The organism is Microbacterium paludicola (assembly GCF_015235415.1).
Lineage (GTDB): Bacteria > Actinomycetota > Actinomycetes > Actinomycetales > Microbacteriaceae > Microbacterium > Microbacterium paludicola.
In genome coordinates this window covers 1-12,462 of record NZ_JADGLL010000063.1, presented here as the reverse complement: position 1 = coordinate 12,462, position 12,462 = coordinate 1, and the positions used below count along the sequence as shown (strand labels likewise).

The window sequence follows — 12,462 nt, the reverse complement described above, 5'->3', positions numbered from 1 at the left end:
GCCCCCTCCCGCGCATCCTCGACCTACGCCGATGCCGGTGTCGACACCGCCGCGGGCGACCTCGCCGTCGAGCTGATGAAGGCGTCTGTCAAGGCGACCCACGGCCCCGAGGTGCTGGGCGGCGTCGGCGGCTTCGCCGGTCTCTTCGACGCCAGCGCGCTTGTCGGGATGACGCGCCCGCTGCTCGCCAGCAGCACGGACGGCGTCGGCACGAAGGTGGCGATCGCGCAGGCGATCGACAAGCACGACACGATCGGCCACGACCTCGTCGGCATGGTTGTCGACGACATCGTCGTCGTGGGCGCCAAGCCGCTGTTCATGACCGACTACATCGCCACGGGCAAGGTGTTCCCGCAGCGGATCGCCGACATCGTCCGCGGCATCGCGGAGGCGTGCGCCCTCACGGGCACCGCGCTCGTCGGCGGCGAGACCGCCGAGCACCCCGGCCTGCTGGGCCCGAACGACTACGACGTCGCGGGCGCCGCGACCGGTGTGGTCGAGGCCGACGCCATCCTCGGCGCCGATCGGGTGCGCCCCGGCGACGCCGTGATCGCCCTCGGCTCGAGCGGTCTTCACTCGAACGGGTTCTCGCTCGTGCGCCACATCGTGACGCGCCACGGCATCTCGTACGGCGACCACGCCGCCGACTTCGGCACCACGTGGGGCGAGGCGCTCCTCGAGCCCACGCGTCTCTACACGGCGCCGCTGCTCGACCTCATCGCGAAGACGGGCGACGGCATCCACGCCCTCAGCCACGTCACCGGCGGCGGCATCGCGGCGAACCTCGCGCGCGTTCTTCCGCAGGGCACGTGGGCCGAGGCCGACCGCTCGACCTGGTCGCCCTCGCCGGTCTTCCGCGTGCTGAGCGACATCGCCGGCACCTCTCTCGCGTCGAGCGAGGGGACGTGGAACCTCGGCATCGGCTTCCTCGCGGTCGTCGCGGCCGACCGGGCATCCGACGTGATCGCGCACATCGAGACCGCCGGCATCCCCGCCTGGCAGGTCGGCGTCGTGCGCGACGGAGCGCTGCCCTCGGGCGGCGACGAGTTCGAACAGGGCGCCAAGGGCGTCGACGGCGGCGCCGTGCGACTTGTCGGCACCTATGCCGACAGCGCCCGCGGCCAGTGACAGAACGGGACAACTGACACCTCCATGTGCGGCATCGTCGGAATGGTCGGGGGCTCCCCGGTCAACCAGGACATCTACGACGCTCTTCTCCTTCTCCAGCACCGCGGCCAGGATGCGACCGGCATCGCCACGGCCGAGCCCAACGGCGTGATGCACACGCACAAGGCGCAGGGGATGGTGCGCGAGGCCTTCCGCACGCGCGACATGCGCTCGCTGCTCGGCAACGTCGGCCTCGGCCACGTCCGCTACGCGACGAAGGGCACCGCCTCCAGCGAGGAGGAGATGCAGCCGTTCTACGTGAACGCGCCGTACGGCATCATCCTGATCCACAACGGCAACCTGACGAACACGCGCGAGCTGACGCTTGAGATGGGCCGGCGCGACCGTCGTCACCTGAACTCGTCGAGCGACACCGAGCTGCTGCTGAACGTGCTCGCCAATGAGCTGCAGGCGACCACGAGCCCGGTCGACCTCGAGCCGGAGCGGATCTTCGAGGCCGTCGCGCGCACCCACCGCCGGATCGAGGGCGCGTACGCCGTCATCTCGATCATCGCGGGATACGGTCTGCTGGCGTTCCGCGATCCCTTCGGCATCCGCCCGCTCATCCTGGGCCGCCGCGCCGGCGCCACCGGCAAGGACGAGTGGGTCGTCACAAGCGAGTCGCTGGTCCTCGAGAACGCCGACTACGAGATCGTGCGCGAGGTCGAGCCCGGCGAGGCGGTGTTCATCACGAACGAGGGCGAGCTGTTCAGCAAGCAGTGCGCCGACGACCCCAAGCTGCTGCCGTGCTCGTTCGAGTACGTCTACCTCGCCCGCCCCGACTCGATCATGAACGGCGTTCCCGTCTACGAGTCGCGCCTGCGGATGGGCAAGAAGCTCGCCGCGACGATCGCGAAGCACGTGCCGGATGGGCTGATCGATGTGGTCATGCCGATCCCCGACTCGTCGCGTCCCGCGGCCATGGAGGTGTCGCGCGTGCTGGGGATCGAGTACCGCGAGGGCTTCTACAAGAACCGCTACGTCGGCCGGACGTTCATCATGCCGGGCCAGGCGGCGCGCAAGAAGAGCGTGCGCCAGAAGCTCAACGCGATGTCGAGCGAGTTCCAGGGCAAGAACGTGCTGCTGATCGACGACTCGATCGTTCGCGGCACCACGAGCAAGCAGATCGTGCAGATGGCCCGGGATGCCGGTGCCAAGTCGGTGACGTTCGCGTCGGCGGCGCCGCCCGTGCGTCACCCGCACGTGTACGGCATCAACATGCCCTCGCGCCACGAGCTGATCGCGCACGGCCGCACGATCCCCGAGATCGCGCAGGAGCTGGGCGCCGACTACCTCGTGTACCAGGAGGTCGACGACCTGCGGGACGCGATCGTGGAGAGCGCGCGCGGCGAGGCGACGTTCACCGATCTGGACATGAGCTGCTTCGACGGCCGCTATGTCACGGGCACGGTGTCGGCCGAGTACCTCGAATGGGTCGAGGGGACGCAGACGTCCTGACGCGACGTCGCTCAGGCATGCAGAAGCGCCCGGTGCGTTGGCTCCGGGCGCTTCCGTGCGAGAGATGAGGGTGGCTCAGGCCTGCTGAGGCTGATACTCGTCCTCGTCCTCGTCGCTCTCATCGCCGTACAAGTCGGCCCACTTGTCGACGTAGTCGTTCTCGTCGCTCGGGTGCGCGAGCTCGCGCTCCAGCGCCGAGTAGTTCACAGTCGGGCTGAACGACTTCAATTCGCGGGCGAGCTTGGTGTGCTTCGCCTTCTGACGGCCACGGCCCATGGGCGAGACCCCCTCACGTGTAGCTGCCGGGATCGCTGCCCCGATGCGCTTGTCTGGATCCGGCACGAGAGCCGGTGAAGAGTAGAGTTCAGATTACCACGCGGCCTCGGCGCCTCGGCCGGCCGCGACACCGGGAAGGGGTCGCAGGATGACAGATGAGTCGTTCGTCGATGGACCGTCGGAGGGCGCGAAGGCGCGCCAGGCGGCTGTGGACGCGGCATTGCGCGGCGCGGTGATCGCGGGAGTCAACCCGGATCAGTCGCCGCGTGTCCTGCAGGAAGCCGCTCGATTCGCAGCGCTCCTCGGCGTGCCGCTCGCCGTCGTCCACGTGGATGTCACGCGTTTCGTGACCTACGAGGATCCGGATGGCTACGTGCACTCGGCTCCGGTCGACATCAACGTGCAGGCCGGCGAGGGTGAGCTCGAGGCGGTGCGCCGCGACGCGGAGACGCACCTCGTGAACAGCCCGGTGACCTGGGAGGTGCGCCAGCTCGTGGGCGACCCCGCCCTCGCGATCAAGCACTTCGCCGACAAGATCGACGCCCAGCTGATCGTCGTGGGAACCCGCAAGCGCGGCTTCGGCGAGTCCGTCCGGCAGTTCTTCACCGGATCGGTCGCCGCCCGGCTCTCGCACCGTCAGCACCGGCCGATCCTCGTCGTCCCGCAGGGCGAGCTGCTTCACGACCACGAGGACTTCCCGGAAGTTGAAGCGTGACGGATCGATGCCGACGAAGGAGGCGTTGATGCGGCGCGGTTCAAGGTTGAGCGAGGGAGCGAAGCGACCGAGTCGAAACCTAAGCAGCGTGACGGATCGCTGGAACCGCGCACGGATGCCCCGGGACCATCGAAGGTCCCGGGGCATCCGTGTGTGCGGGATCAGCGGCGCAGCGACTCGCTGAGCGAGGACGCCGCGGCCTCCAGCCCCGCCTGCAGCGCGTCGACGACGGCGGCAGGCAGGTCGCCGCCCCGGGCCACGTGCGAGCGCAGCTCGGCGCGCACGCGGCCGCGGAAGTCGGCGATCGCCGCCTCGGCCCGGTGGAGCTCCTCACGGGCCCGAGCGCGTGGGTCCTCCTGCGCGGGCGGCGGCGTGGACGCCGACGCGCGGGGCGACTCGTTGGCGGCCGCGGCGAGGTCGGCGCGCAGGCTCTTCATCGCCTCGCGGACGCTGGTGCGCACCTCGTCGGCGATGAGCCGCACGGTGTCGGCGAGCCCCGCCTCGATGCCCGCGATGTCGTCCGCGCGGTCGCGCACCTCGGCGCGGCCGGCATCCGTGATCTCGTAGACGGTCTTCCGGCCGTCCGAGGTCTTGGTCACGAGACCCTCCTCTTCGAGCTTCGACAGCCGTGGGTAGATCGTGCCGGCGCTCGGCGTGTACGTTCCGCCGGTGCGCTCGGCGAGCGACTGCATGATGTCGTAGCCGTGACGCGGCGCCTCCGCCAGCAGGTTCAGCAGGTACAGGCGCAGATCGCCGTGGGAGAAGACCGGGGGCATCAGAGCGCCTCCTCCGTGGGAGGCGTCGCGGGCTCCGCCTGGGCGGGAGTGGGGCGACGCAGCACGGTCACGTCTCCGGAGACGGTGTTCGCGCGCACGTCGACGAAGGATCCGGACAGCTCGCCGATCGACGTGGCGACGCTGCTCGGGCCGCCCGATGAGCGCACGACGCCGTCGAGCGCGATGCGGCCGCTTGCCGAACGCACCACGTAGTTCGCGGGAAGGCCCTCGTCGAGGCGCAGGGTGACCGCGCCGCCGACCGTGTTCACGGCGACCGAGTCGACAGGCCCCTCGGCATCGAGCATCGTCGCGCCCGAGACCGAGTCGACGGATGCGCGGCGGACGCGGCCGGTGACGGTGACGTCGCCCGAGACCGTGTTGGCCGAGAACTCGCCGTCCAGGCCGCGGGCCTGCACGTCACCCGAGACCGCGTTGGCGGTGAGGTCGCCCGTGAGGCCGTCGACGAGCACGTCGCCCGAGACCGTGTTCACGCGGGTGTCGGCGCCGAGGCCGGCGACGAGCGCACCCGCGCTGACGACACCGAGGTTCAGGGCGACGTGGCGCGGCACCGCGACGCTGATCTCGACGCGAGGACCGCCGGCGCCGAAGTTGCGGAACACCTCGAGGAAGTTGTCCCAGCGCAGCTGCGGGTGGTCGATCTCGAGCTCCTCGCCGGTGACCTCGATCCGCAGGTCCTTGACCGTGACACCGTGCACCTCGACCCGGGTGCCCGGCTCGTCGTGTCCGATGATGTCGATCTGCCCGCCGACGAGACCCACCTTCAGGCGGCGGATGCCCTCGACGTCGATCACCCGCGTCTGGCCGGGCTGGACGATCCATTTCTCCACGGCTTCACTCTCCATGTGGTGCGATCCCTTCAGGATGAACTCGAGATATATCTCGATAGAGGGAGTAGAACACGATATATCTCGACTGTCCACCCCTGTCGGCGAAATCGCAGGATCACCGCGCTTGACGTTGACGTGACGTCAACCTCTAGCGTCGAAGGCGACAAGAGGAGGAGACGGGATGGACTGGTCGATCCAGCAGATCGCGAAGCTCGCCGGCACCACCAGCCGCACGCTGCGGCACTACGGCGAGCTGGGGCTGCTGCCCGCCACGCGCATCGGCAGCAACGGCTACCGCCACTACGACGAGCGCGCGCTCGTGCGCCTGCAGCGCATCCTGCTGCTGCGCGAGCTCGGGCTCGGCCTGACGCAGATCGGGGAGATCCTCGAGCGCGAGACCGACGAACGGCGGGCGCTGGAGGCGCACCTCGAGTGGCTGCGCGGCGAGCAGGATCGGATCGCGCGCCAGATCGCCGCGGTGACCGGCACCATCCACGGACTCGACGGAGAGGAGGAACTGATGGCCGAGAAGATGTTCGACGGCTTCGACAACACGCAGTACAAGGAGGAGGTCGAGCAGCGCTGGGGGCGCGACGCGTACGCACGCGGCGACGCCTGGTGGCGCGGCATGACCGACGACGAGCGCACCGCCTGGCAGGAGCAGACCGCTGCGCTGTCGCGCGACTGGACGGCGGCCGCCGAGGCGGGGGTCGACCCGGCGTCGGAGGAGGCGCAGGAGCTCGCCCGTCGCCACGTCGAGTGGCTGACCGGGATCCCCGGCACGCCCGCCGGCGATCGCGGTGACGTGAAGGGCTACGTGCTGGGTCTCGGCGAGATGTACGTCGCCGACGAGCGATTCGCGCGCAACTACGGCGGCGCCGAGGGCGCGACCTTCGTGCGCGACGCCCTGCGCGTGTACGCCGACCGCAGCCTCTGAGCGTGTGGCACACAATCGTCGCCCCGGGCCCCACATGCGGGGCCCGGGGCGACGTGGTTCAGCGCCCGAGCAGGTCGTCGAGCCCGGGAAGACCGAAGCCCGACGCCAGGTCGCTGAGACCGCCGCCCGCCTCGGACACCTGGTCGCCAAGGCCCTGCGCGTACTCGCCGGCTCCCGAGACGAAGCCGCCCGCGTTCTCGGCGATCGCCGACACGTCCAGGCCGCCGGCGATGGCCTCGAAGTCGATTCCCTCGCTCAGCGCCTCGCCGATCAGCGATGCGCCGACCCCGGTGAGGATCGCGCCGCCCGCGACGGTCGCGAGCAGGCCACCCGCCGCCACGCCGCCGGCGATGCCCCCGCTGCGGGCGAGGATCCCGCGCAGGCGGCCCGGCTGCATCGCCTCGGTGCGGGCCGCGACGCGCGCGAGCTCGGGGGAGTCGGACGAGCGCGGGCGCTCGTCCGGCGGCAGCTCCGCCCCCAGGCGCGCGGCGACCTGCGCGCGCTGGTCCGGCGTGAGGCGCGCGAAGGCCTCCCTGTGCACCTGCTCGATCTGCTCGGGGTGTGCGGTCCTCAGCAGGTAGTCGTACCGAGCGATCGCGGCGCGATCCTGAGCGGATCCGGACGGCGCCGTACGACCCACCCCGGCGGACGAGTGCGGCGCCGGCGGCTGCAGCGCGGTCGGGGAGCCGGGGGCCCCGGCGCCCGGGTGCGCGGAGGGAGTGCTCGGCGGCGACCAGGGCGAGCCGGCGGGGCGGCGGTCGGTCGACCGCTCGTCGCCGAGGAGCGACTCGACCGCGCCGCGGGCCTTGGTCATCCAGTCGCCCTGGCTCGATGCTCCTCGGTGCTGCGAGGACGACGAGCCGGCATCCATCGCCTTCTTCGCGATCGAGACGAGACGGTTCAGCTTGCTCATTGGGTCCTTCCGGAAGGGTCGGGCGCGGCCGACGTCTGCCAGAGTCTCCTTCGCTCCGACGGATCGGAGCCGACGGCCCGGGACTCGATGACGAATCCGTACTGACGGGCCCACCGCGGGGAAGTACTCCCTCTGTGCGCTCGAACGTACGGGGGCCGCTTATGCGGAACATGGGAGCCGCCTCTCGACCCGCTGGCTGCCGGCGCGGGGCCGTTGGCCGCCGCGAATAGGCTGACCGGGTGATCCCGTGGAAGCTCCTGCCGCTCGTTGTGGCCGGCGGAGTTGTGGGCGTGGCGCTGCGCCAGGCGATGATGCTGACGTTCGAGGGCGGGCTGTCGTTCGGCGCACTGGTGGGCACGATCCTCGTCAACGCGCTCGGGTCGGGTGTCCTCGGTTTCGTCGCGGGACGTCTCGGCGACCGCAGCCCCGCGCGGCGCTCGTTCCTCGGCACCGGACTGCTCGGCGGGTTCACGACCTACAGCGGGTTCGCCGTGCTGATCGCCGAGTTCACGAGCTACGGCCTCGTCGTCCTCATGGTGCTGTTCGCGGGCGTCGCGCTGCTCGCCGCGGGCGTCGCGGCCATCCTCGGCCTGCAGGCGGGCAGTGCCCTCGCGCGGCGGGCCCGAGGCGAGGAGGCCGCATGACGCCGCTGCTGTTCGTCGGCGTCGCGCTCGCGGGGGGCGTCGGCGCCGGGCTGCGCTGGACGGCCGACATGCTGCTCTCCCGCGTCCTGCCGCGCGGCTTCCCCTGGGCGATCCTGATCGTCAACGCGACCGGATCGCTCGCACTCGGCCTGCTGACCGGGCTCGCGCTCGACCAGATGTGGCTCGCGATCCTCGGCACGGGCCTGCTCGGCGGATACACGACCTTCAGCACCGTCGCGGTCGACACGCAGCTGCTCGCGCGGGACGGGCGCTCGGAGGCGGCGTGGGCGAACGCGCTCGGCACGCTCGTCCTGTGCGTGGCGGCCGCGATGGCGGGTCTCGCGCTCGGCTGGGCGCTCACCGCCTGATTCACGGCAAGGCCATAGCGCAACGGCCGATGCGGGGTGCCTGGCGCATGCCAGAATGAGCCGGGGATACAGCACCGTATCGGCGTGTGTCGCCGTCGGTGGACCCCGATCGCGCCCCCCCCCCGAACGAGAGACCGCCGTGTCGAGACTTGCCGTCCTCAGCCTGAAGAACCGCGCCCTGATCGCGCTCATCACGATCTGCGCCGCCGTGTTCGGAGGCCTCTCGCTCACGACCCTGAAGCAGGAGCTCATCCCCGCGATCGAGCTGCCGCAGCTGCTCGTGATGACCTCGTACCCCGGCGCGTCGCCCGAGGTCGTCGAGAACGACGTGTCGACGCCGATCGAGACGGCGATCCAGGGAGTCGCGGGGCTGGACGGCACGAGCGCCACCAGCACGACGAACTCCTCGATCGTGCAGGCGTCCTTCACGTACGGCACCGACCTCGCCACGGCCGAGCAGAAGCTGCAGCAGGCGATCAACCGCATCTCGAGCCAGCTTCCCGAGGACGTCGACCCGCAGGTGCTGTCGGTCAGCATCGACGACCTGCCCGTCATCCAGATCGCGGTCACCGGGTTCGAGGATGCCGAGACGGCGCAGGCAGACCTCGAGGCCGTCGCCATCCCCGACTTCGAGGACGTCGAGGGCGTCGGCTCGGCGTCGATCGTCGGCGGCATCGGGCAGCGGATCACGATCACGCCGGATGACGCCGAGCTCGCCGCGCGCGGGCTCTCGCAGCAGGCGATCCGAGACGCCCTCGACCAGAACGGCGTGCTGTTCCCCGGTGGGGAGATCACCGAGGACGGCTCCACCCTGACGGTGCAGACCGGAGCAAAGCTGACCTCCGCGGAGGACCTCGCGGCGCTGCCGCTGCTGGGTGCCGCCGGCCCGCCCGGATCCGCACCGACCATCGACGACGTCGCCGACGTCGAGCTGACGACCGATCCGGTGTCCTCCATCTCGCGCGTGAACGGCGAGGATGCACTGTCTATCGCCGTCACGAAGCTGCCGGCGGCGAACACCGTCGAGGTCTCGAACGGCGTGCTGGATGTCATCCCGCAGCTCGAGGAGACGTTCCCCGACGCGGCGTTCACCGTCGTGTTCGATCAGGCACCGTTCATCACCCAGTCGATCGAGACCCTCGCGACGGAGGGCGTGCTCGGCCTCGTGTTCGCGGTCGTCGTCATCCTTGTGTTCCTGCTGTCGATCCGGTCGACGCTCGTCACCGCGATCTCGATCCCGACCAGCGTCCTGATCACCTTCATCGGGCTGCAGGCGTTCGGGTACTCCCTGAACATGCTCACGCTCGGCGCGCTGACCATCGCGATCGGCCGCGTCGTCGACGACTCGATCGTGGTCATCGAGAACATCAAGCGGCACTACGTGCAGGATGCAGACAAGGGCGCAGCGATCCGCCTCGCCGTGCGCGAGGTCGCGATGGCGATCACCGCGTCGACGCTCACCACGGTCGCGGTGTTCCTGCCGATCGTCTTCGTCGGCGACATGGTCGGCGAGCTGTTCCGGCCGTTCGCCATGACCGTGACCATCGCGATGGTGGCGTCGCTGCTCGTCGCGCTGACGATCGTTCCCGTGCTCGCGTACTGGTTCCTGCGCCCCGGCAAGCCCGTGCTCGACGCCAACGGCGCCCCGATCGACCCCGAATCGCCCGACGCGCCGCCGTCCGCGCTGCAGAAGGCGTACCTGCCGATCCTGGGCTGGACGCTGCGTCACTCGTGGGTCACGCTGCTCGTCGCCGTGCTCGTGCTCGGCGGCACCGTCGCGGCCGCCCCGCTGATGAAGGTGAACTTCCTCGGCGACTCCGGGCAGAACACGCTCACCATCTCGCAGGAGCTCGAGCCGACCGCGAGCCTCGAGACCGCGGACGCCGCCGCGCAGCGCGTCGAGGAGGCGCTCCAGGGGATCGACGGCATCGAGACCGTGCAGGCCTCCATCGGGTCGAGCGGATCGCCGCTGCGCGACGCCTTCTCGGGCGGCGGCAGCGTGACGTACTCGATCGTGACCGATGCGGATGCCGACCAGGAGGCCCTGAAGGCAGACGTGCAGGACGCGCTCGACGGCCTCGACGACGTGGGCGAGCTGTCCCTCAACGCGGCGGCCGGCTTCGGCTCGACCGACATCGCCGTGACCGTCACCGCTCCGGGGCAGGACGAGCTCCAGCAGGCGACCGCCGACATCGTCGCCGAGCTCGACGGCCGCGACGGCATCGGCCAGGTGACCGACGACCTCGCCGCAGCCCTGCCCTACATCGCCGTGGAGGTCGACCGCGAGGAGGCGGCCGCGTACGGCCTCTCCGAGGTCGCCGTGGGCGGCATGATCTCGGGCGCGATGCGTCCCCAGCAGGCCGGATCGATCGAGATCGACGGCACGTCGCTCACCGTCTACATCGCGGCCGAGGAGCCCCCGGCCACGATCGACGAGCTGCGGTCGATGGAGATCCCGACCCCGGCGGGCCTCGTCCAGCTGCAGGATGTCGCCACAGTGGAGCAGGCCGACAGCCCCACGTCGATCACGACGCAGCAGGGCCGCCGCACCGCGACCGTCACCGTGCCGCCCGCCGGCGACAACCTCGCCGAGGCCACCGCCTCGGTGGACGCCGCGCTCGCCGCCGTGGACCTTCCCGACGGCGCGGATGCCGAGGTGGGCGGCGTCGCCGAGGACCAGGCCGAGTCGTTCAGCCAGCTCGGGCTCGCGATGCTCGCGGCGATCCTGATCGTGTACGTGATCATGGTCGCGACGTTCAAGTCGCTGCGCCAGCCGCTGCTGCTGCTCGTGTCGGTGCCGTTCGCGGCGACCGGCGCCATCCTGCTGCAGATCGCGACGGGTGTGCCCCTCGGCGTGGCATCGCTCATCGGCGTGCTGATGCTCATCGGCATCGTCGTGACGAACGCGATCGTGCTCGTCGACCTCGTGAACCAGTACCGCGAGAAGGGGCTGACGAGCCACGACGCGACGGTGGCCGGCGCCTCCAACCGTCTGCGTCCCATCCTGATGACCGCCCTCGCGACGATCTTCGCGCTGACGCCGATGGCGCTCGGCATCACCGGGCACAGCGGCTTCATCTCGCAGCCGCTCGCGATCGTCGTGATCGGCGGCCTGCTGTCGTCGACCGTCCTCACGCTCATCGTGCTTCCCACCCTCTACAACCTCGTCGAGGGAGCGCGCGAGCGCCGCCGCGCGAAGAAGGGCCTCCCGCCCGAGCACCGCGATCCCGAGCCGACCGCCCCCGAGGAGCGCGAGGCGACCATCGCCGCGCCGGCCACGGTGCCGGAGGGTTCGCTTCCCGCGGCGGGTTCGGTGCAGGCCCCGCTGCGGCGTCGGCGGTCTGTCTAGAAGAGGCTCGCACGTTCGGGGGCCGCAAGCGGCCGCCCTCGCGAGCGAGGCAACGTCGCTGACGCTCCGCTGCGGCAGCGCTTCGCGCTGCGGGTCGCTTCGCTCCACGCTCACTTCGTTCGCAAGGGGCACAGGTCCCGTACCTGGGCTCGGTTATCGAGCGAGCTTGCGAGTCGAGATGACCTGCTCGCACGGGCGGGCGGCTTGGGGTCGGTCGCTTCGGCTCGCTGGCGCTCGCTCAGCAACCGGTGTGGGCCTACAGGCCCTCGGCCCCGCCCCGGTTATCGAGCGAGCTTGCGAGTCGAGATGACGGCTCGCACGGGCGGGCGGCTCGGGGTTGGTCGCTTCGGCTCGCTGGCGCTCGCTCAGCAACCGGCGGGGGTGAACGTGCGGCGTGTGCACCTTTGCGCCCCTCGATCGGTGCGTTTGCCGCACCTTTGCGCGGGCCCAACCCCGGTTATCGAGCGAGCTTGCGAGTCGAGATGACGGCTCGCACGGGCGGGCGGCTTGGGGCGGGTCGCTTCGGCTCGCTGGCGCTCGCTCAGCAACCGGTGGGGGCACAGACCCTATGCCCCAACCCCCGGTTATCGGGCGAGCGGAGCGAGTCGAGATGACCCGCTCGCGCGGACGGGCGGCTTGGGGCGGGTCGCTTCGGCTCGCTGGCGCTCGCTCAGCAACCGGTGGGGGCACGGCTTGCACGGGCCAGCCGGACTCGGGGGTCTCTCAGGCGCTGTCGGTATCCTGAAGGGTCGGCTTGGGATACCGCGTTGTATGCGCGGGTGTGTGTGGTCCTGACAGGCCGCATGACACCTATGGAAGGTGCGTTACTTTCGCATGCCCAAGAACAAGAAGCCCGCGGGCGGTCGTCCCGCCCAGAACTTCGACCCGCGCTACGCCAAGAAGAAGACCGGTGGTCCCTTCCGCGGCAACGACGGGACGCGTGCCCCGCGCCGCGATGACAGTGCCGGCGCCGGTCGCTTCGACCGTGCCGAGCGTCCCCGTTTCGACCTG

The 12,462-nt window shown here is 70.7% G+C and carries 11 protein-coding genes; 7 read left to right on the top strand and 4 right to left on the bottom strand.

What is annotated here, in order from left to right; all coding sequences use genetic code 11:
* Both purM and purF read left to right on the top strand, forming a co-directional pair.
* A partial coding sequence (gene purM / locus IR155_RS14925; RefSeq protein WP_135115581.1) for a phosphoribosylformylglycinamidine cyclo-ligase occupies positions 1-1,128 on the top strand: 1,128 nt, incomplete at its 5' end.
* A 24-nt stretch (positions 1,129-1,152) separates the two neighbouring features.
* Positions 1,153-2,625, top strand: a complete 1,473-nt coding sequence (gene purF / locus IR155_RS14920; RefSeq protein ID WP_135115580.1) for an amidophosphoribosyltransferase — start codon at positions 1,153-1,155, stop codon at positions 2,623-2,625.
* A 75-nt stretch (positions 2,626-2,700) separates the two neighbouring features.
* On the opposite strand, the gene IR155_RS14915 is transcribed toward purF, so the two are convergent.
* A complete protein-coding gene (locus tag IR155_RS14915) occupies positions 2,701-2,901 on the bottom strand; it encodes a DUF3073 domain-containing protein (RefSeq protein WP_135115579.1) in 201 nt (66 codons plus the stop codon).
* Positions 2,902-3,049: 148 nt separating this feature from the next.
* Here IR155_RS14915 and IR155_RS14910 point away from each other — a divergent pair, with 148 nt between their 5' ends.
* The gene (locus tag IR155_RS14910; protein WP_135115578.1) at positions 3,050-3,616 is read left to right on the top strand and encodes a universal stress protein; all 567 of its coding nucleotides are present in this window, start codon (positions 3,050-3,052) and stop codon (positions 3,614-3,616) included.
* Between the two features lie 161 nt (positions 3,617-3,777).
* Here the strand turns inward: IR155_RS14910 and IR155_RS14905 are convergent, their stop codons facing one another.
* Both IR155_RS14905 and IR155_RS14900 read right to left on the bottom strand, forming a co-directional pair.
* Positions 3,778-4,392 (bottom strand): PadR family transcriptional regulator, encoded by a 615-nt coding sequence (locus IR155_RS14905; RefSeq protein ID WP_135115577.1) that lies wholly within the window; start codon positions 4,390-4,392, stop codon positions 3,778-3,780.
* Positions 4,392-5,255, bottom strand: a complete 864-nt coding sequence (locus tag IR155_RS14900; protein WP_135115576.1) for a DUF4097 family beta strand repeat-containing protein — start codon at positions 5,253-5,255, stop codon at positions 4,392-4,394. The genes IR155_RS14905 and IR155_RS14900 overlap by 1 nt, the downstream gene beginning before the upstream one ends.
* Before the next feature lie 166 nt (positions 5,256-5,421).
* On the opposite strand from IR155_RS14900, the gene IR155_RS14895 reads away from it, so the two are divergent.
* A complete protein-coding gene (locus IR155_RS14895; protein ID WP_135115575.1) occupies positions 5,422-6,177 on the top strand; it encodes a MerR family transcriptional regulator in 756 nt (251 codons plus the stop codon).
* 58 nt (positions 6,178-6,235) lie between these two features.
* Here IR155_RS14895 and IR155_RS14890 read toward each other — a convergent pair whose 3' ends face one another.
* Entirely contained in the window at positions 6,236-7,090 is an 855-nt protein-coding gene (locus tag IR155_RS14890) for a cation-transporting ATPase (RefSeq protein WP_135115574.1), read from the bottom strand.
* 239 nt (positions 7,091-7,329) lie between these two features.
* Between IR155_RS14890 and IR155_RS14885 the strand changes: the two genes are divergently transcribed.
* The 3 genes from IR155_RS14885 to IR155_RS14875 all read left to right on the top strand — a co-directional run bounded on the left by IR155_RS14885 (position 7,330) and on the right by IR155_RS14875 (position 11,451).
* Positions 7,330-7,734, top strand: coding sequence for a FluC/FEX family fluoride channel (locus tag IR155_RS14885; protein WP_135115573.1), 405 nt, complete (start codon positions 7,330-7,332; stop codon positions 7,732-7,734).
* Entirely contained in the window at positions 7,731-8,102 is a 372-nt protein-coding gene (locus IR155_RS14880) for a fluoride efflux transporter FluC (RefSeq protein ID WP_135115572.1), read from the top strand. The genes IR155_RS14885 and IR155_RS14880 overlap by 4 nt, the downstream gene beginning before the upstream one ends.
* A gap of 139 nt (positions 8,103-8,241) precedes the next feature.
* Positions 8,242-11,451, top strand: coding sequence for an efflux RND transporter permease subunit (locus IR155_RS14875; RefSeq protein ID WP_135115571.1), 3,210 nt, complete (start codon positions 8,242-8,244; stop codon positions 11,449-11,451).
* Positions 11,452-12,462 lie beyond the last annotated feature (1,011 nt).

Coding starts and splice junctions, on each gene's coding strand:
- purF (WP_135115580.1), top strand. CDS start 1,153: ATGTGCGGCATCGTCGGAATGGTCGGGGGCTCCCCGGTCAACCAGGAC.
- IR155_RS14915 (WP_135115579.1), bottom strand. CDS start 2,901: ATGGGCCGTGGCCGTCAGAAGGCGAAGCACACCAAGCTCGCCCGCGAA.
- IR155_RS14910 (WP_135115578.1), top strand. CDS start 3,050: ATGACAGATGAGTCGTTCGTCGATGGACCGTCGGAGGGCGCGAAGGCG.
- IR155_RS14905 (WP_135115577.1), bottom strand. CDS start 4,392: ATGCCCCCGGTCTTCTCCCACGGCGATCTGCGCCTGTACCTGCTGAAC.
- IR155_RS14900 (WP_135115576.1), bottom strand. CDS start 5,255: ATGGAGAGTGAAGCCGTGGAGAAATGGATCGTCCAGCCCGGCCAGACG.
- IR155_RS14895 (WP_135115575.1), top strand. CDS start 5,422: ATGGACTGGTCGATCCAGCAGATCGCGAAGCTCGCCGGCACCACCAGC.
- IR155_RS14890 (WP_135115574.1), bottom strand. CDS start 7,090: ATGAGCAAGCTGAACCGTCTCGTCTCGATCGCGAAGAAGGCGATGGAT.
- IR155_RS14880 (WP_135115572.1), top strand. CDS start 7,731: ATGACGCCGCTGCTGTTCGTCGGCGTCGCGCTCGCGGGGGGCGTCGGC.